Annotated in this window: 21 protein-coding genes; 12 read left to right on the forward strand and 9 right to left on the reverse strand. The window is 63.4% G+C overall.

The genetic code is table 11. The features are described from left to right. Positions 1-33: 33 nt before the first annotated feature. Positions 34-1,170: a hypothetical protein gene (locus ABIB80_RS26535; protein WP_354128716.1), complete on the forward strand. Its 1,137-nt coding sequence runs from the start codon at positions 34-36 to the stop codon at positions 1,168-1,170. A gap of 34 nt (positions 1,171-1,204) precedes the next feature. After that, on the forward strand, positions 1,205-1,960 hold the full coding sequence (locus tag ABIB80_RS26540) for an alpha/beta fold hydrolase (protein ID WP_007602545.1): 756 nt from the start codon (positions 1,205-1,207) through the stop codon (positions 1,958-1,960). Between the two features lie 149 nt (positions 1,961-2,109). On the opposite strand, the gene ABIB80_RS26545 is transcribed toward ABIB80_RS26540, so the two are convergent. After that, positions 2,110-3,072, reverse strand: a complete 963-nt coding sequence (locus ABIB80_RS26545) for an AraC family transcriptional regulator (protein ID WP_007602546.1) — start codon at positions 3,070-3,072, stop codon at positions 2,110-2,112. A 214-nt stretch (positions 3,073-3,286) separates the two neighbouring features. Between ABIB80_RS26545 and ABIB80_RS26550 the strand changes: the two genes are divergently transcribed. Further along, positions 3,287-4,057, forward strand: a complete 771-nt coding sequence (locus ABIB80_RS26550) for an alpha/beta fold hydrolase (RefSeq protein WP_354128768.1) — start codon at positions 3,287-3,289, stop codon at positions 4,055-4,057. Positions 4,058-4,373: 316 nt separating this feature from the next. Here ABIB80_RS26550 and ABIB80_RS26555 read toward each other — a convergent pair whose 3' ends face one another. Beyond that, positions 4,374-5,732: a hypothetical protein gene (locus ABIB80_RS26555; protein ID WP_354128717.1), complete on the reverse strand. Its 1,359-nt coding sequence runs from the start codon at positions 5,730-5,732 to the stop codon at positions 4,374-4,376. Between the two features lie 275 nt (positions 5,733-6,007). Between ABIB80_RS26555 and cysE the strand changes: the two genes are divergently transcribed. From cysE to ABIB80_RS26575, 4 genes are all read left to right on the forward strand, one after another. Then, positions 6,008-6,832, forward strand: coding sequence for a serine O-acetyltransferase (gene cysE / locus ABIB80_RS26560; protein ID WP_007602549.1), 825 nt, complete (start codon positions 6,008-6,010; stop codon positions 6,830-6,832). A 150-nt stretch (positions 6,833-6,982) separates the two neighbouring features. Next, positions 6,983-7,201: a DUF3126 family protein gene (locus ABIB80_RS26565; protein WP_007602550.1), complete on the forward strand. Its 219-nt coding sequence runs from the start codon at positions 6,983-6,985 to the stop codon at positions 7,199-7,201. Between the two features lie 94 nt (positions 7,202-7,295). Further along, complete coding sequence (locus ABIB80_RS26570) at positions 7,296-8,267, forward strand: FAD-dependent monooxygenase (protein ID WP_354128718.1); 972 nt, start codon at positions 7,296-7,298, stop codon at positions 8,265-8,267. Positions 8,268-8,352: 85 nt separating this feature from the next. After that, positions 8,353-8,487 carry a hypothetical protein gene (locus tag ABIB80_RS26575; RefSeq protein ID WP_354128719.1) on the forward strand — a complete coding sequence of 45 codons (135 nt, stop codon included), beginning with the start codon at positions 8,353-8,355 and terminating at the stop codon, positions 8,485-8,487. Between the two features lie 166 nt (positions 8,488-8,653). Here ABIB80_RS26575 and ABIB80_RS26580 read toward each other — a convergent pair whose 3' ends face one another. Next, positions 8,654-9,361, reverse strand: a complete 708-nt coding sequence (locus tag ABIB80_RS26580; protein ID WP_007602552.1) for a hypothetical protein — start codon at positions 9,359-9,361, stop codon at positions 8,654-8,656. Between the two features lie 222 nt (positions 9,362-9,583). Between ABIB80_RS26580 and ABIB80_RS26585 the strand changes: the two genes are divergently transcribed. The 3 genes from ABIB80_RS26585 to ABIB80_RS26595 all read left to right on the forward strand — a co-directional run bounded on the left by ABIB80_RS26585 (position 9,584) and on the right by ABIB80_RS26595 (position 12,355). After that, positions 9,584-9,913: a DUF6949 family protein gene (locus ABIB80_RS26585; protein WP_007602553.1), complete on the forward strand. Its 330-nt coding sequence runs from the start codon at positions 9,584-9,586 to the stop codon at positions 9,911-9,913. Positions 9,914-10,003: 90 nt separating this feature from the next. After that, positions 10,004-10,534, forward strand: a complete 531-nt coding sequence (locus ABIB80_RS26590) for a gamma carbonic anhydrase family protein (RefSeq protein ID WP_007602554.1) — start codon at positions 10,004-10,006, stop codon at positions 10,532-10,534. Between the two features lie 174 nt (positions 10,535-10,708). After that, positions 10,709-12,355, forward strand: coding sequence for a PAS-domain containing protein (locus tag ABIB80_RS26595; protein WP_354128720.1), 1,647 nt, complete (start codon positions 10,709-10,711; stop codon positions 12,353-12,355). Between the two features lie 31 nt (positions 12,356-12,386). On the opposite strand, the gene ABIB80_RS26600 is transcribed toward ABIB80_RS26595, so the two are convergent. Beyond that, positions 12,387-12,602 carry a hypothetical protein gene (locus ABIB80_RS26600; protein WP_354128770.1) on the reverse strand — a complete coding sequence of 72 codons (216 nt, stop codon included), beginning with the start codon at positions 12,600-12,602 and terminating at the stop codon, positions 12,387-12,389. A 92-nt stretch (positions 12,603-12,694) separates the two neighbouring features. On the opposite strand from ABIB80_RS26600, the gene ABIB80_RS26605 reads away from it, so the two are divergent. Both ABIB80_RS26605 and ABIB80_RS26610 read left to right on the forward strand, forming a co-directional pair. Beyond that, entirely contained in the window at positions 12,695-12,997 is a 303-nt protein-coding gene (locus ABIB80_RS26605) for a hypothetical protein (protein ID WP_007602556.1), read from the forward strand. 103 nt (positions 12,998-13,100) lie between these two features. Then, entirely contained in the window at positions 13,101-13,463 is a 363-nt protein-coding gene (locus ABIB80_RS26610; RefSeq protein ID WP_354128721.1) for a hypothetical protein, read from the forward strand. A 174-nt stretch (positions 13,464-13,637) separates the two neighbouring features. On the opposite strand, the gene ABIB80_RS26615 is transcribed toward ABIB80_RS26610, so the two are convergent. From ABIB80_RS26615 to ABIB80_RS26635, 5 genes are all read right to left on the reverse strand, one after another. Beyond that, positions 13,638-14,132, reverse strand: a complete 495-nt coding sequence (locus ABIB80_RS26615) for a hypothetical protein (RefSeq protein ID WP_219683847.1) — start codon at positions 14,130-14,132, stop codon at positions 13,638-13,640. A gap of 176 nt (positions 14,133-14,308) precedes the next feature. After that, the gene (locus tag ABIB80_RS26620; protein WP_219683861.1) at positions 14,309-15,040 is read right to left on the reverse strand and encodes an aspartate/glutamate racemase family protein; all 732 of its coding nucleotides are present in this window, start codon (positions 15,038-15,040) and stop codon (positions 14,309-14,311) included. A 20-nt stretch (positions 15,041-15,060) separates the two neighbouring features. Continuing rightward, positions 15,061-15,939, reverse strand: a complete 879-nt coding sequence (locus ABIB80_RS26625; RefSeq protein ID WP_007602561.1) for an ABC transporter permease — start codon at positions 15,937-15,939, stop codon at positions 15,061-15,063. 3 nt (positions 15,940-15,942) lie between these two features. Next, entirely contained in the window at positions 15,943-16,902 is a 960-nt protein-coding gene (locus ABIB80_RS26630; RefSeq protein ID WP_007602562.1) for an ABC transporter permease, read from the reverse strand. A 4-nt stretch (positions 16,903-16,906) separates the two neighbouring features. Beyond that, positions 16,907-18,196, reverse strand: a complete 1,290-nt coding sequence (locus tag ABIB80_RS26635; protein ID WP_007602563.1) for an ABC transporter substrate-binding protein — start codon at positions 18,194-18,196, stop codon at positions 16,907-16,909. Positions 18,197-18,232 lie beyond the last annotated feature (36 nt).

The following is an 18,232-nucleotide window of genomic DNA, read 5'->3' on the forward strand; positions in this document are numbered from 1 at the left end:
GTCAACGATCTCAGGACCGTCCAGGCTCTCCGCATGAAGTGGTTGCGAATCAGCACAGCGTTGACCGGTATCGTGGCTTGCGGCTTCATGCTCGCGCAGGTAGCACCGCCTGCCCGCGAGGCCGGGGCGATTCTGGCCGCCCAGGACGATCCCGCCGCGCTCTCCGAGATCAAGCTCGACGCGCTGCTGCGGCACAATGACCGCATGATTCAGGACAACATAGAGGCCGCGCTCGCGTCGGGCGATGCCGATCTCGCCGACAGTTTTGTCGCGCTGGCGCGCGACCGCAACACCGCGCTGCCTGACGACCTCCTGAGCCGTGTCAGCGACGCGGTCAAAGCCGAAAATTCCACCTCGCATGTCGCAAAACGGTTTGCCACGGGTCTCGTCACCGGCAACGCGGACGATGTTGCGAGCCTGTCGGGGACCGTGGCCGGCGATCTCTTCGTCATCGGCGACATCAGGGATGTCGTGCGCGAGGGCAAGCACCTCGCCATGGGCGAGGAGACCGATCGCCTGGTGCTGGGCCTTGCGGCCGCGGGTCTCGCGGTCACGGCCGTGACCTACGTCTCTGTCGGCGGTGCCGCGCCGGTTCGCGCCGGGCTGACGCTGGTGAAGGACGCGCGCAAGGTGGGCCGGCTCGGCGAGGGACTGGCGGCATGGGCCGGCCGGTCCGCGCGCGAGGTCGTCGATACGCCGATGCTCCAGAACGCGGTTGCCTCCGGCTCGGTGCTGCGGCCGGGCCAGACCTTGAGCGCGATCAAGGCCGCGTTCCGCGCCGAGAAGGCCGGCGCGCTGGTTCGGCTCGGCAAGGATGTCACGCGCGTCGTCGAGAAGACCGGCACGCGCGGTGCGATGGATAGCTTGCGCATCGCCGAAGGTCCGAAGGACGTCGCACGCGCGGCGCGGCTCGCGGAAGCGCAGGGCGGCAAGACGCGCGCGATCCTGAAGCTGCTCGGCCGCGGCGCCCTGCTGCTGATCGGCGGGGCGTTCAATCTTGCACTCTGGCTGTTCGGCGCGACCTTGACGCTGTTCGGCCTGTTGTCCTCGATCAAGGCCACGACGGAGCGCATGACCCAGGCTTGGTGCGATCGCAGGCGGGCGCGGCGACTTCGCCAGGCCCGGATCGCCGCCGAAGCCGTCCTGGCAAGCGCTGCCGTCACCGCCTAAGATACGTCTTCCCCTCAAGATTGCGGAACTGATGATGCCGAGCTTTCACAACGGCGCCGTTGAAATTGCCTATCTCGACGAAGGCGAGGGCGATCCGATCATCCTGGTGCACGGCTTTGCCTCCAGCAAGAACGTGAACTGGGTCTATCCGACCTGGGTCTCGGAGCTGCGCAAGAACGGCCGCCGCGTCATTGCGCTGGACAATCGCGGCCATGGCGAAAGCGCCAAGCTCTACGAGCCCGCGCAGTACTCGATCCCGACCATGGCCGGCGACGTGCTCGCGCTGATGGATCACCTCGCCATCCCGCAGGCCGATCTCATGGGCTATTCGATGGGCGGACGGATGACGGCCTGGCTCTCCCTCAACGAGCCGCAGCGCCTGCGTTCGGCAATTCTCGGCGGCATCGGCATCGGCGGCCTGATCGAGGGCACCGGGCCGGGCGAGAACGTTGCGAAGGCGCTGGAAGCGCCCTCGCTCGACGACGTCTCCGATCCCGTCGGACGCACCTTTCGTGCTTTTGCAGACCAAACCCGTTCCGACCACAAGGCGCTGGCCGCCTGCCTGCGCGGCACGCGCGATCTCATGACAAAGGACGAAGCCGCACGCATCGACGTGCCCGTGCTGATCGCAGTCGGCTCGACCGACGACGTCGCGGGATCGGCCAGCGCGCTCGGCGCCATCATCCCGGGTTCGGAAGTGCTCGACATTCCGAACCGCGATCACATGCGCGCAGTCGGCGACAAGGTCTACAAGACCGGCGTGCTGGATTTCCTCTCACGCAGGAGCTGAGGCGATGAGGCGGTTTCAGCTATCCTGAAATGTCTCGTTACAATGGGCCATCCACTCCCTTCGGGGCAACCGTCCATTCCTCTACGCAGGCACCGGGGTTCGCTAAGCGCGCATATGAGACTCAGCTCAAAGCCACAGCCTTATCCAGGTCAATCGGATACTTGCAATTCCGATCCGTCCAACTGCGCACGGCCTCCGTCGGCGCGTCGCGCAGCCCGGTAACGGCCGGGCGACTGACCAATGTGCCGGTGAAACAACTTCGAAAACGCCGCTGCAGTCTCGTAACCGACCCGGTTGGCAATCCGTGCGATCGGCTCGTCGCTGGTTTCGAGCAGGAACGCCGCCTCCGTCATCCGGCGTTCGATCACATAACGTTGCATGGGCTGGCCCACGAGCCTGGTGAAGCGCGCCGAAAATGCCGAGCGGCCGAGCCCGACGCGACGGCCAAGGTCGCTCAGCGTCCAAAGCTGCTCCGGACTTTCGTGAATCAGCTTCAGCGCGGGTCCGATATGGGGGTCAGAAATGGCCCCGATCCAGCCGCCTTGTCCGGGGCTGAGAGACGCGATCCAGCTTCGCAGCACCTCGACGAAGAGCACTTCCGTCAGTCGTGAAAGCGCGACGCCTTGGCCAGGACGCTCGAGCGCGGACTCGCTCATCATGCGGCGCAGGATGGCTTCAAGCCAACCACGGTCCGACGTCGGCTTCAGCAAGAGCACGGGTGGAAGCAACTCCAGCACGCTGCCAAACGTCGGCCGCGACACCGTGAAATTGCCGCAGAGCATGGTCGAGAGCGGCTTTGCACGGCTGCCGTGGCGAAGGAAGCCGAGGCGTGGCGACGACCGTTCGATATCCACGATGCGCAAAGGCTCGGCCCGGCGATCCGAATAAAACACATGGGGCTCGCCACGTGTGATGACGACAAAATCGCCCCCGGTGATCTGGATTTCCTCTCCCTGTTCGAGCGCGAGGGTCGCTGAACCTTGGCTGAGATAGTGAAACAGGGCGTAGGGGCGCGCCGGCAACTCAAGATGCCAGGGATGGCCGAGCTCGAAGTGAAAGAGCAGCGTCCCGCCGAGACGAACCCGATCGAGCACCTGGGTAAGTATATCCATCCACCGAGACTAGATCCATGGACGATCGGACACAAGACGCGGACGATTGGTCCCTATCGTCCGATAAGTCCATGGAATAGGTCATGCCACGGCGGGCCGACGTGACGTGCGGCAACCATTTCGCCAACGGCAGATGGAAGAACCGCGACCTTGCTGGAAACGCCTGTCCATTCCCCCGGACTGTGTTCGTCCGACATACCAACAGGAACAATCAATGCTAAATTTCCTACTTTCAGCAGCCGCCGTACTCCTGGCCGGATCGACAATGGTCGGGCCCGCCCGTTCCGCCGAACTGCCCAAGGGGGCAGCCCACAATATCGTGCTCGTGCACGGCGCCTTTGTAGACCAGACGAGCTGGCAGCCGGTTGCCGATATTCTCACGAAGAAAGGCTACAACGTCACGCTCGTCGAAAATCCACTCACTTCGTTCGCCGCCGACGTCGATGCGACCAAACAGGCGCTCGCGAAGCAAGCCGGCAGGACCGTTCTGGTCGGCCACTCATGGGGCGGCGTGGTGATCACGCAAGCCGGCAACGATCCCAAGGTTTCGGCGCTGGTTTATGTGTCCGCCTTTGCGCCGGAGATCGGTGAATCCCTGGCGTCGCTGACGAAGGCCGGTCCGCCGACCGAAGGCGGCAAGGCGATCCACCCCGATGCGAAGGGCAATCTGTACATCGATCCAAAGGTGTTTCCGTCAGCCGTCGCGGCTGACCTTCCTCCGGAGATCGCCGCGCACCTGGCCAACTCGCAGCTTCCGCTGAACCACGTTGCGTTCGAAGCTCCGGTCGACGTTGCGGCCTGGCATGACAAGCCGAATTTCTACGTCATCAGCACGAAGGACAAAGTCCTCGCGCCCGAGGCCCAGAAGTCGTTCGCAGCCAGGATCCATGCTCAGACGACGGAAGTCGCCGGCAGCCATGCCTCGCTCGTCGTCCATGCGAAGCAGGTCGCTGAGGTGATCGAAAAAGCGGCCCTCGCGAAGTGACGGTGCCGCTCCCGGCGCTTTGGCGCCGGGAGCCCGCACGCTTCCGCTCGACCATTTTGAGCCAGGCATCCGGAGAATGACATTACCCAACTCGACATGGCGACTGGATGCACAGCTTGCAGCAGTTACGGAGGACCAATGACAATCGCTAAAGTCGAGGTCGAGCGTTTCAGCCTTAGGGGCTCGAAGCCATTCGACGTTGTCGTGGCAGCGTTCAAGTCGGCAGTCGGGCAACCCGACATGGTCGAATTTTCAAGCAGACGAGGGCGACGAATTCGTTCCAAGAACTGGAGCGCGATAGCGCTTCACCCCAATCTCATCGCGCCTTGCTGTCCTCGCCAAACCGTCGCGCCAGCGCCATCAGCACCACGAAGGTCGCGACCCACGCCATCCGCGCGCCGTAGCGGTCGTGCGGGCCGGAGATCACGCCGCAGATGAAGGCGTTGCCGAGCAGCGCCAGCGTGACGGTTGCCGCCAGCAGCGTCAGGTCGTCAAGCCGGCGGATCGCGAGAGCATGCGCAAGCAGCACGACAAGCGCCAGCATCGAGGCCAGCGCAACGGGCACGTGCAGCCAGTTGACGTAGGCGAAATCGAGACCCCAGTGCTGCTGGCGCGCCGCCCGCATCGGCGCGGCCTGTGAGGGGATATAGCGCTCGATGATGCCGCGGGTGTGCGGGATCCAGCCATTGGTGCCTTCGCCGGTCGCGACATGCAGCAATTGCCGACCCAGCGCCCGCAACGCCGCGCCGGCTTGCCAGGCCGGATAGTCGGCGAGCGAACCCACGACGATGGTGCCCATCTCGTCGTTCATGCCCTCGAACCGGCCTAGCGTGTTGAACATGCTCTTGCCCCACAGGAATTCGTCGGCGGTCGCCGGCAATTGGTCGCGATAGGGGCAGAGCTTGAGTTTTTCGCGCGGGCAATGGTCGTTGAGATAACGCGCGACGATGCCGTCCTGCATCATGCGGCCGAAGGCGACCCCCGTGCCGCCGGGGGTCCAGGCCCATTTGCCTGACAGCGCATGGTTGGCTGACACCAGCATCAGTCCGCCCACGACGATGGTCAGGCTCGCCTGCGCCAGTCCGGCGATAGGAAGCCGGCGCCCCAGCAACGGTCGCGCCATCCAGCCGGCGACGCAGAGCCCGAGCAGCACGCCGAGCGTGGCGCTGTGGGTCGCGGCGGCAAAGGCGGTGAAGACGAACAGCGTGATCTTTTCGAGCGCCGAAGTCCGCTGCCCACCGACGACCAGCAGGAATAACGACAGCACCGACAGGCCTGCAAAGATGTCGGTGAGCAACATGCTCGCAAGCCAGGGCAGCGCAGTCGACAGGATCAGGAGCAGGCTGATCGCGACGAAACGGAACGTTTGCATCAGGCCGAGCACGCGCAAGGTGAGCTGCAACAGCCACAGCGTCGCCAGCGCCTGGGCCGCGAGGTTGATCCAGAATCCAGAACTCTCGCCATAGTGCAGATAGATGCCGAACACCGTGGAGCGGCTCGGGACGAGATAGCCCTCGTACCAGCGCGCCAGATAGCCTCCGGTATCCCATTGCAACAGCGGATAGCCGTTCCAGAACGCCGGCGCGATCAACAGGAGCGGCAGGGCGACCGCGGCGAGCCGCAGCCAGAGGGTATCAGCGGCGCCCGCGCGCAAATGATCGGTGGTGATGGTCAAATCCGCTCCGTCCTCACTCGGACCATGCCCGCAATCACGGTTGAGGCGGAATTCACCAATAGTTTGACGCCGCCCGGCTTGAATTTGGCGAAACCCTGACCATTTTGAGCCGACCTTGCCGCCGGGGGTGTCGGAAGAAACTGTTGTGATTCAACGTGTTGGCATGCCCCCGCTGGGCAACGCACTGTTCACTCTCAGGCAAGCCCGTCAGGACTTTGTCGCTTAGACTGTGTTATAGAACCATCGAAACGAGCCAATTCGAAAGAGCAGATCTCATGGCAGTGCATCAGGTCAATCCGGGAGGAAAGCTCGCAACGCTTGATCCGATCTGGGATCGGATCCGCGGCGAAGCGGAGGACATCGTCCATCGCGAGCCGGAGCTTGCGACCTTCATCTATTCGACGGTGCTGCATCACAGCCGCCTGGAAGATGCTGTCATCCATCGTGTCGCCGATCGGCTCGATCATTCCGCGCTGTCGGGCGATCTCGTGCGCCAGACCTACGACGAGGCGCTACGCGATGATCCCGATCTCGGCAACGCGTTCCGCGCCGATCTCGTCGCCGTTTACGACCGCGACCCCGCGACGTCGCGCTTCATCGACCCGTTGCTCTATTTCAAGGGCTTTCACGCCATCCAGACCCACCGCCTCGCGCATTGGCTCTATCTGAAGGGCCGCAAGGATTTTGCGTATTATCTGCAGAGCCGGGCGTCTGCGGTATTCCAGACCGACATCAATCCCGCCGCGCGCATCGGCCGCGGCATCTTCCTCGACCACGCCACCGGTTTCGTCTGCGGTGAGACTGCGCTGATCGAGGACGACGTCTCGATCCTGCACGGCGTCACGCTCGGCGGCACCGGCAAGGAGAACGAGGACCGCCATCCGAAAATCCGTCACGGGGTCCTGATCGGCGCGGGCGCAAAGATCCTCGGCAATATCGAGATCGGTCATTGCGCGCGCATCGCGGCGGGCTCGGTCGTGGTCAAACCGGTGCCGCACAACGTGACGGTCGCAGGCGTGCCCGCCAAGGTCGTCGGCGAAGCCGGCTGCGCCGAGCCGTCGCGCACCATGGATCAGATGATCAACGCCATGGGACTTTGAGGCGGGACTCTGAGGCGGACTTCGAGCTTGTCGGAAGGGCGGGATTTCCCGCCCCTTTCGGTCCCCAAATTCTTTGGCAATTCATGCTGGCGGTTGGTCGCGTCTCGTCCTAAAACCCGCGCCAACCTAGATTTCGATTGGAGACTTGCCGTGGACGTCAAGGAAGTTAGGAAGCTCGACGCGTACCTGAAACGCGTATTCGGCAATCCCAAGATCCGCGTCGTGCCGCGGCCTAAGAAGGATGATTCCGCCGAAGTCTATATCGGCGAGGAATTCATCGGTGTGCTCTTCGTCGACGACGAGGACGATGATCGCTCGTTCCAGTTCCAGATGGCGATCCTCGAGGACGATCTGGTCGACCAGGAGTGATGCGACACGACTGGTGAGGCGGAACTTCCCGCCCTCACCATTTGGTGTCTGACGCGGCGGTGCGATCGGCCGCCGCTTTTCCCATATTCCTTCCATGCGAACAGTTCTGATCTCCGGGGCGGGGATTGCAGGGCCGACGCTCGCCTATTGGCTCAAGGCGGCGGGCTACGCGCCGACGCTGGTCGAGCGCGCGAGCGCACTTCGTCGCGGCGGCTACGTGATCGATTTCTGGGGACTCGGCTACGACATCGCCGAACGGATGGGGCTGCTGCCGGCGATCGAGAACGCCGGCTATCGCGCCAGGGAAATGCGGATCGTCGACGATCATGGCCGGCGTATCGCCGGATTTGGCACGGACGTCCTCGACGATCTCACAGGCGGCCGCTACGTCACTCTGGCACGAAGCGATCTGTCGCGCCTGCTGTACGGTACGGTCCGCGACGGTGTTGAAACGATCTTCGATGAGGAGATCGTTGGCCTGGAGCAGCAGCCTGAATGGGTCGACGTCCAGTTGCGGCGCGGCGGGAGCCGACGTTTCGATCTCGTCGTCGGTGCTGACGGCTTGCATTCGCAGGTGCGCAGCCTTGCGTTCGGCTCGATCGGGACGTTCGAAAGAAATCTCGGCTATGGCGTCGCGGCATTCGAAACCCGCGGCTATCGTCGTCGCGACGAGAATGTGTATCTGATGCGCAACCGGCCGGGCCGGATGATTGGCCGTTTCGCGCTGTGCAATGATCGCACCTTGTTCCTCTTCGTGTTTCGCGGCGATGCAGGCGGGCCTGCCGCAAAGGCACAGCTGCGTGATCTCTATCGCGACGCCCGCTGGGAATGCCCAGACATTCTGAACGAACTCGAGCGCACCGATGATTTGTATTGCGACCGGGTCAGCCAGATCAGGATGGACGGCTGGTCGCGGGGCCGCGTCGTGCTGATTGGAGACGCTGCCTTCTGCGTGTCGCTCGTCGCCGGGCAGGGCTCGGCTCTGGCCATGATCTCTGCCTATGTGCTTGCGGGAGAACTCGCACGCGCCGACGGGCGCCGACGAGCAAGCATTCAGCGCCTATGAGACCCGCCTTCGCAGCTATATCGGCGCCGAGCAGCGCGGAGCGGAGCGCTTCGCCGCGGCATTTGCGCCGCGGACGTCATGGGGATTGTGGTTTCGCAATCAGGTCGTGAAGGCGTTCTCGTTTCCCGGTGCGGCGAGACTCGCCATCGGTCGAGACCTTGCCGACAAGCTGGATCTGCCGACTTATCGCTGGAGCGATCACAAGGAGATCGGCGTTTGAATTGCCTGCGGCTTTGAATCTTTTTCGAAAAGACGAATTCTCGGGAGGGGCCGAATTTTTTGCAGGCTGGCTTCGAAAATACGAAGTCATGCCAGGCACTTGGCTACTGTGCATGGGGTTGTTTTCGCAGTTTTTGTTTTGGAGGCTCGGGGCGCAGAGGCTGCGCTCAGCCCTTCGGGCCGCGCAGTTGCGCCGTCAGCTTCTCCATCGCTTCCGCCGCATCGCGCCACTGCGATAGCCAGCTGCGCGGAAAGCGGAAGGTGAGGTCGGCGCCGCCGACGCGGCGTTCGGCGAGGCACATGCCGGGCGTCGCCGCATCCCGCGTGCAGCGCGCGGTCAGTGCAGGACTCGCGGCAGAGTAGAGATCCTCGTTGCCGTAGGGCGTATCGGCGCGGAACATCCGCATTGTTAGCCCGTCCTGGGGCGTTGCCGCGGCCTGGTCGAGATAGCGCGGATAGATCGTGGCGGTGCGCTGCTCGGGCGAGAGCGCATCGCGATGCGCGGCGATCGACAGGAAGATGCGGTCGATCGGCTGCATCGCCGCATCCACACTATCGGCGGTGACGTGCTTCGGCGCGCCCGGCGGCTCGAGCGAGGGATACAGGAAGTCGAGATCGATCCGCTCCTGCGGCCCGGAGTGGCGCTGGATCTTCATGCGGATCGCATTGGTCGGCAGGTTGAACAGCGTGCCGCCGACGCTCACCGGCAGCTTGTCCGGGGCGCTCGCGCCGCTCGGGCCCCAGGTTGGCCACAACAAATAGGCGACGAGCGCGACGGCGCACATCGCGGCAGTGCCGCCGAGCACGATCGGCACCACATGGGCCCGGGTGTGCGCCCGGGGAGATTGAGGGGAAATTGCCGAAAACACCGTCATGAGCCGCGCGAATGAGCCGGAAGTCGGCCGATGGCCGACGAATCAGCAGCGAATATGCCACGCGGCTGCGATTTCGCGGAGCGTTCGCCGGCTGCAGGGAAGGGAGACAGGCCTGCGTGGAACGGCCGGCGGCGTTAACCTTCCCTTAAGGATAATGTAGCGTTAACCGGCACTCTTTGTCACAGGAAGTCACCTCGCGTTGCGTAAGGGCGGACCGTTCCGATGACACCTGAAGCTCTCAATACATTCTTCTCGATCGGCATCGGTTTCGCGCTCGCGGGAGCGCTCGTCAGCGGATACCAGACGGTCGCACAGCGGCCCGCCGGCTTCGGTCTGTTGCAGGACGGCGTGGCGCCGAAGACCTTCGCGGCGGTTCCGTTCCTGGTGTTCGCGGCGCCTTTCATCATCATGCGCAACACCCTGCGCGGCAGGCAGGTGGAGAGCCGCCGCGTCGAATTCGTGATGATGGCCACCGTCATCGCCGGCTTCTGGAGTATGATGAGCGGCACCTTCTTCCTGATGACGCTCCGCGCGGCCGGCGTTCTGGTCTGATACGGGCGCTGTAGGGCTGCCTGCGCGGCGGGCCTTTGCGTCAAGGCTGCCGTTTCGCTATGGCTGGGGTTGACCCGACAGGAGACCCTCATGGCGATCTACGAGCTCGACGGGCAGGCGCCCGACCTTCCCGCCGACGGCAATTACTTCATCGCTGAGACCGCCACCGTGATCGGCCGCGTGCGCCTGAAGCCGGGCGCGAGCGTCTGGTTCGGCGCGGTGCTGCGCGGCGACAATGAGTGGATCGAGATCGGCGAGGGATCCAACGTGCAGGACGGCTCGACCTGCCACACCGATCTCGGTTTTCCGCTTCACATCGGCAGAAACTGTACGGTCGGCCACAACGTCATCCTGCACGGCTGCACCATCGAGGAGGGCGCACTCGTCGGCATGGGCTCCATCGTGATGAACGGCGCCAGGATCGGCCGCAACAGCATCGTCGGCGCCGGCTCCGTCATCACCGAAGGCAAGGAATTCCCCGAACGGTCCCTGATCATCGGCTCGCCGGCGCGGGTGATCCGCACGCTCGACGACGCCCAGGTGCAGAAGATGGGCAGCGCGGCGAAGTTCTACGTCGCGAACGGCCCGCGCTTCACGAAGGGTCTAAAGCGGATCGACTGAGATGCACGCAGGCCGTGTGCGGCCGGCATCTGGTTCCGTACCGTAAAAACACCCGCCGGTATTTTAATCCTCCGCTAGCGCCATCATGCCTATCCTGGAGCGTTTTCAACCAGGAGGAGTGGCGCCATGGATGCTGCGGCGCTGGGATCCGGACTCGGCGCCGGAACCAAATTTGTGAAAAAGCTCGTTCGTTTCGCTCGCGGCGCGGATACCCTGAGCGTTGCGGAGAAAGTCTACAGCATTGCCGGCTTTCTCGCGATCGTCACCACCTTCCTGCTCGTGATGTCGATCCAGACCGTCCGCCTGCAGACGACCTACCGCCACATGCACGCCTCTTCGGCGGAGGCGGCGATCAATGTCGGGCGTATCAACACGCTGATCTACGCCGTCGTCATGGAATCGCGCGGCATCTACATGTCCGCCGATCGCGGCGCGATGAAGCAGTTCGCCGACGGTCTGGTGCGCCGTAACCGCGAACTCGCCGAGGCGGTGAAGAGCATGGAGCGGACCGTCGCCGCCGACGATGCCGCGCAAGTCTCGAGCTTCCGCCAGCGCATCGCGCAGTTCATCGAATTTCGCCAGGAGCTTGTTCGGCGCGGGCTGGAGATCAGTCCGGCCGCAGCGCGCGAATGGGGCGATAACGACACCAACCGGACGCTACGCAACAAGCTCAATCTCGATCTGGAGACGCTGGAACGGATCTACGGGCAGCGCGCCCGCGAGGCGGACGAACTTGCCAACGAGAACCGCTATGCCGCGGCTTATTTGTTCGTGCTCGGGCTCGGGGCGCTCGTTTTCGCGGGGCTGAACGTCGTTGTGATGCGGGGCTCGGTGGTCGGGGCGCTGGCTGAGATCACGCAAGCGACCGACCGCATTGCCGGCGGTGACGTCAAGAGCGAGGTGCCGCATCTCGGCCGTCACGACGAGATCGGTCGTCTTGCGCGAGCCGTACAGAACTTCCGCGATGCGGTGGCGCGGATCTTCGAGCTCGAGGAGATCGAACTCGGCACAGCGCAGGCGCGCGACGCGGCCATGACCGAGCGCGACAAGTTCAACGACAAGTACCAGGCCAAGAAGTGGCAGCTTTCGGCCGCTATCAACAGCATGCCGCAGGGCCTGGTTATGCTCGACGGCAAGGCCAATGTGGTCGCGATGAACACCAACTACCGGGGGATCTACAATCTACCCGAGACGATCCAGGCCGGGTCGACGGTCGAGGAAATTCTCCAGCACAGAGTCAGGAGCGGGTTGTTCAGCGGTAACGTCGCGAAATATGTCGCGGCGGTCCTCGACCGGATCACCAAGCGCGAGCCGGCGGTCGACGAGGTCGCCCTGAATGACGGCCGCATCATCAAGATCTACGAGCGTCCGATGGACGGTGGCGGCTGGGTGTCGGTGCAGGAAGACGTCACCGAGCAGCGTCAGCGCGAGCGCATTCTCGAGCGGATGGAGCGCTTCCTCGCCACCATCATCGAGAACGTGGCCGAGGGCATCATCGCCAAGGACGCGCGCAATTTGCGTTACGTCTTCGTCAACAAGGCGGCCGAGAACATGATCGGCATGTCGCGCGGCGAGATCATCGGCAAGACCGCGCGGGAGTTGTTCTCCGCGGAGGCAGCCGAATTGATCGAGCAGCGCGACCAACAGCTTCTGGCGCAGAAACAGCAGCTCGAGCCGATCGTCGATACCATCGACAATGCCGCGCGCGGGCGCCGCGTGATCTCCGCCCGCCGTGTCCAGATCGGCGGCGCAGGGGAAGAGTCCCACATGTTCGTGACCATGGTCGAGGACCGGACCGAGGGGATGGTGGCGGCCGCGTAGTTCAACGGCGCGCCCCATTCGAAGCGGCGCCTCAGCTTCCCTCGGATTCGCGCGCTTCGATCGCACCCGCGACCCTCTCTTGACCGGCAGCCCACAACGCGTGTTCGTCGCTGCCGTCCGAGTAAGGATTGGCTTCTGCCGAAATGTTTTCGCGCGCGGCGCGTTCGCCCTCTGCAAAAGGATCGCGATCCGTCATCCTGATTTCGCCTCTCTGGTTTGCAGCGTCGAACGCGATCGGCTTTCGCATGATCGTGGCTCTCCCCCTTTCAAGCTGAACTGACGGCAATTGTTCCGGAACCGGTCATCGATGCGGCGGTTGATCGGTAAAGGAGCATTCGAATGGCAACATCGTCCGCAACCTGTTCAATCAAGACCATGATTGTCATCTTCGCCCTTGCCGCGATGCCGGCCGTAGCGTTCGCGCAAGCGAGCGGCGGCGCAGCGGGATCGGCCGGAGGTGTCGCCAATTCTCCGGCTCCGCCGCCCGGGACCAACAGCCTGGGTACGGCGCAATCATCGGGAGCGAATGCCACCTCCGGAACCACCACCGGGACCGGCGCAGGTGGATCCACCGACGCCGCCGTCAACGCCGAGAACCGGCTGCTCGACAAGAAGCTCAAGAGCATCTGCCGCGGCTGCTGACGCTCGCGCGGAAGTGAGGCAGCGTGGCTGTCCGGAATGCCCAGGGAACGCTAGCTTGATCCTGCTTTGAGCGTGGAGCGTGTCCACGCGGAGGATCGAGTGGATGTTACGCAAGATGATGATGGCGGCGCTGGCCGTCGCGATAGTCGGGCTGTCAGCCCCACAGGCCGCCCAGGCGCGGGGCGGTTTCGGCCACGGTGGTGGCGGCTGGGGCCACGGTGGCGGCTGGGGTCACGGCGGCCACTGGCATGGCGGTGGCTTCTGGCCGGGAATCGCCATCGGGGCGAGTATCGCCGGCGCGGGTTATTACGGCGGCTATTACGGCTACGGCCAACCGTATTACGGCGATCCCTATTACTATGGTACCGGCTACGACGATGGTGGCTATGGCGGCTGCTACGTCGTGCGCAAGCGCGTCATGACGCCGTCGGGCTGGCGCATCCGCTCCGTGGATGTCTGCGAATAGGCGGCGGTACCCGTTAAAAAACAAGGCCGTTGACGCAATATACCGTCAACGACCTTGCCAGCCCCGGACATTGAAATCGGCTCACGCCATCCGGTGACGGCGAGCATCGCTCGGAATCATACGGGCGAATGTGATCCAGTTCACAAGTCCAAAAATTTAGGCGGCGCCGGCTGCTCAGCCGCGCGAGCGCTTGCGTGCACTGGCATGGACACGATGCCGCGCCGGTTTCCTGCGGGTAACCGAGGGAGTCTCCGCCTCGGTCGCCCGGGCGCTCGCAAAGGATTGCCGCAGGCCGTCGATGGACTCGTTGAGTGTCGTGACCTGCTCGGACAGACGCTTGGTGTCGGCCTGCTGGAATGCGAGCAAGCGCTTCATACTCTGGAGCTGGTCCTGCACGACCTGAAGCTGGTCGATCGATTCCTGCTGGGTTGCCTCCAGCCCCTTGGTCTTCTCGACCAGCTGCTCGGATGCCTGTGCGGTCCGAGCCTGAAGCTGCCGCGACGCAACCACCCGGTCGGTCTCAGGGGCTGAGCCGGTAAAGGCGCGCCAGATCGCGATCGAGGTCACACCGGCGATCAGCAGGAGGAGGGCGGCGGCGGTCAGCGCGATGGGCTGGGCGCCGAGGCGAAGAAGCGGGTTGGACGGTGCGTCCTCTGCGAGATCGATCATCGCTGACAAAACCCAAATTGAAACTTGGTGAGTGGCGAAGACCGGCAACCCTGAGGCCACCGGGTGTCCCGAAAGCGTTACGTTTCGGCAAGGAATGGGACCAAAAAGAGGCTAAGAGCAAAAAAACCAGCAATCAGGATGCCTTAGGGCATCCAAGCGCCCGTCAGAGGCAGAGATCAGGGCTGAAACGGCGAAAACGGACCTGAATAGGTCTTCGATCGGGGCGCCGCATAGGGTCCGAGCCGGGAGGTTTTCAGTCCCAATCGCACCAGTGATTCCGCCAAGGTCACCGCGGCCGCGACGCCGTCGATCACGGGCAGGCCGTGCGTGGCGGCGAGTTCATTGGCGAGATCGGCCATGCCGGCGCAACCGAGCACGATGGCCTCTGCGCGGTCGTCGCGGATCGCGGCCGTGATTTCCGTAGAGATTTTTGCGAGCGCATCGGTGTTGCGCTCCTCGAGTGCGAGCACCGGCACCTCGGCAGCGCGGACGCGGGTGCAGCGGTCGGTGAGGCCGTATTTCCGCAAATTATGTTCGATCGGCACGATGGAAACACCGAGCGTCGTCACCACGGCGAAGCGCGCGGCGATCAGGCTCGCCATGTGGAAGCCGGCCTCGCCAATGCCGATCACGGGCGTCTTTGCCGCGGCGCGCGCGGCGTCGAGACCGGTGTCGTCGAAGCAGGCGATGATGTGCGCATCCGCGCCGTCGCGGTCGGCCTCGCGGATGCAGCCGAGCATGCCGGGCACCGCGAACGCCTCGTCGTAAAATCCCTCGATCGAGACCGGGCCCATCGTGGGCTGGCGCGCATCGATCATCGTGTCGGGCAGGGCGACGCTTCGCGCGGCAGCGGCGATCTTCACCGTCATGGTCGCAGCGGTGTTGGGATTGACGACGTGAAGCCGCATCAGATCAGACAAGCCCCTTTTCAGACAAGCCCCTTGCCGGCGTCCGAGCCTTTGGCCGCCTGTCGCTTGTTCAGCATGTGGATGGTGCCAAGCGCAAGCGCGATCACCGTGAACGAGACGGCCGAGATCACGGTGCCGAGCGCATAGATGTCGGGGTTGGTCACGGTGGTGGTGAGGCCCTGGAGATCGAGAGGCAGCGTGTTCACGGCCCCGATCGCCTGGCTGGAACGCGCGAGTTCGTCCCAGGACAGCGTGAAGCCGAACAGGCCGATACCGATCACGGAGGGCAGGATGATCGGCAGCACGACATGACGGAACGCCTGCCACGGCGTCGCACCGAGATCGCGCGCGGCTTCCTCGAGCCTGGGATCGAAGCGGTTGAAGATCGCGAACATGATGAGCAGGCCGAACGGCAGCGTCCAGGTCAGATGCGCGCCGAGGCCGGAAGTGAGCAGGCCCATCGAGGTCTCGAAATTCTCGTTGAAGGTGCCCTTGATCACATCGTCGATGATGCGGAATTCAAGCGAGATGCCGAGCGAGGTGATGATCGAGGGCACGATGAGGCTCGCGATCGCCGAGTAGAACAGGATGCTTTGCGCCTTGAACTTGCGGCGAAACGCCATGCCCGCGGCGACCGACAGCACGACGGTGACGATCATCACGATAATGCCGAGCAGCAGCGAACGGCGAAAGGCCGCGCCGAGATCGACGATGCCGGTACCCTGGAACAGTTTTGCGATCCAGAAAGTCGACACACCGTTCATCGGGAAGGTGAGGCCACCCTGCGGCCCCTGGAACGACAGCACGTAGATCGCGATCATCGGGCCGTAGAGGAACAGCGTGTAGGCCGCGAAGAAGATCGCGAGCACGTAGAAAGAGCGCGGGCGTCCTTCCTTCATGCTCTAGAGCTCCTTCTTGATGTCGACGATGCGCGACATCATGGTGATGATCAGGAAGGTGATGACGAGCAGGATCACGGCGTTGGCCGCTGCTGCGGGGAATTGCAACGCGTTCACCCGCGTCTCGATGATCTTGCCGGCGGCCGCGATCTGCTGCCCGCCCATCACGCCGATGGTGATGAAATCGCCCATCACGATGGTGATGACGAAGATCGAGCCGATCACGATGCCAGGTTTTGCCAGGGGAATGATGACGTTGACGAGGGTCTGGAAACCGGTCGCGCCGGCGTCATAGGCAGCCTCGATCAGCGATTTGTCGATGCGTACCATCGAATTGAAGATCGGCACCACCATGAAGAAGGTGAAGAGATGCACAAGTGCCAGCACCACGGAGAATTCGGAGAACAGCAGCCATTCAACGGGATGGTTGATCAGCCCCGTCTTCACCAAGCCTGAGTTGACAAGGCCGTTGCGTCCGAGCAGCGGAATCCAGGCGATCATGCGGATCACGTTGGAGGTCCAGAACGGGATCGTGCAGAGCAGCGACAGTCCCATCTGCCAGGTCTTCGACTTGACGTGGAAGGCGAGGAAGTAGGCGACCCAAAAGCCAATGAAAAGTGTGATGACCCACACGAGGAAGCACAGCTTCAGCGTCTTCAGATAAGTCTTGGCGATCGTGCAGAGATCGGGGAGCTGCGCGATGCAGCCTTCGAACGTGTCGGTGTAACCGCGGCCCGAGAAGGCCGGCAGCAACTGGTATTCGTTGTAGTCCCAGAACGAGACGATGACGACGAAGACGAGCGGGATCAGGAAGAAGGCGAGGAACACCAGCATCATCGGCCCGGCCTGAAGCCAGGAGATGAAGGAGGGTGACAGGCGCGCCGCTTTGCTGCGGCGCGCCGTCTCCGATCCCCGGACCAGGTCCGGGGATGCCTGTTGCAAAATGTCCTCCGACGTGTCCATCAGATTACGCTGCGATGAACTCGTTCCACTTGCGCACCATGTAGTCGTTCTCGTCCATCACGGCGTTCCAGCACGCGACGCCGCCCATGCGGTCCTCGTAGGAGCCGCCGTCGCGCACGGCGCCGGCCTTCTCGAGCAGCGAGCCGTCGGGCGCCTTGATGTCCTTCTCTGCCGCCTTGCCTTCCATCCAGTAGGCCCACTCGTACGGCTCCATATGCGCCTTCGCGGTGGAGAGCACGGCGGAGTAGTAGCCCTGGCGGTTGAGATAAGCGCCAGCATAGCCGGAAAGGAACCAGTTGACGAACTCGTAGGCCCATTCGAGCTTCGCACCCGAGACGCCCTTGGAGACGCAGAAGCCGGACGCCCAGGAGCGATAGCCTTCCTTGAGCGGCTGGAAGGTGCAGGCAATCCCCATCGAGCGGACCTTCGTCACCGCCGGCGACCACATCGACTGGATGACGGTCTCGCCCGAGGCCATCAGGTTGACGCTCTCGTTGAAGTCTTTCCAGAAGGCGCGGAACTGACCGGCCTTCTTGGCTTCGGTCATCACCTTCATCGTAAGATCGATCTCTTCCTTGGTCATGTTGCCCTTGTCGGCATATTTGTACTTGCCGGTGGCTTCCACGACCATCGCGGCATCCATGATGCCGATCGAGGGGATGTTGAGGATCGAGGCTTTGCCCTTGAACTCGGGATTGAGCAGCTCGGCCCACGAGCTGATCGGACGCTTGATGATATCAGGGCGGATACCGAGCGTGTCGGCGTTGTAGACGGTCGGGATGAGCGTGACGAACTCGGTTGCCGAGGTCGCGAACTTCTTGGAGTCCTTGCCTTCGAGATAGAGCACCTTCCAGGGCGCGGTGCCCTGGCCGCCGATCTTCTTGCCGCCGGGAGTGACGCCCTTGGTGAAGACGGGCGTGATGTTGTCGAATTCCTTGATCTTCCTGGCATCGAGGGCAAGGATGTTGCCCGACGGCACGATCTTCTTCAGCGCGAAATATTCGGTGTCGAGCACGTCGAAGGAGTTCGGCTGGGTCATCACGCGCTTGGTGACGTCGTCGGTGGTCGCGGTGATGTATTCGATCTTGATGCCGGTGTCCTTCAGGCACTGCTTGGAGATCTCGTCGCCCTCGTTAACCGCGGTGCCGAGATAGCGCAGCACCTTCGGCTCGGCCGACATGACGTAGGGAAATCCGGTGATGGCGCCGGAGCCGGCGGCAAGGCCGGCGAGACCCGCGGTGCTCTTCAGTAGCGTGCGGCGGCTAAGGCCCTTCTTCCTGGTCGTTTCGGTCATATCACTGACTCCTCTGTTGCGCATTCCGGTGATTGA

Origin of the sequence: Bradyrhizobium sp. i1.15.2, assembly GCF_040548425.1 — a bacterium.
GTDB classification, from domain to species: Bacteria; Pseudomonadota; Alphaproteobacteria; order Rhizobiales; family Xanthobacteraceae; genus Bradyrhizobium; species Bradyrhizobium canariense.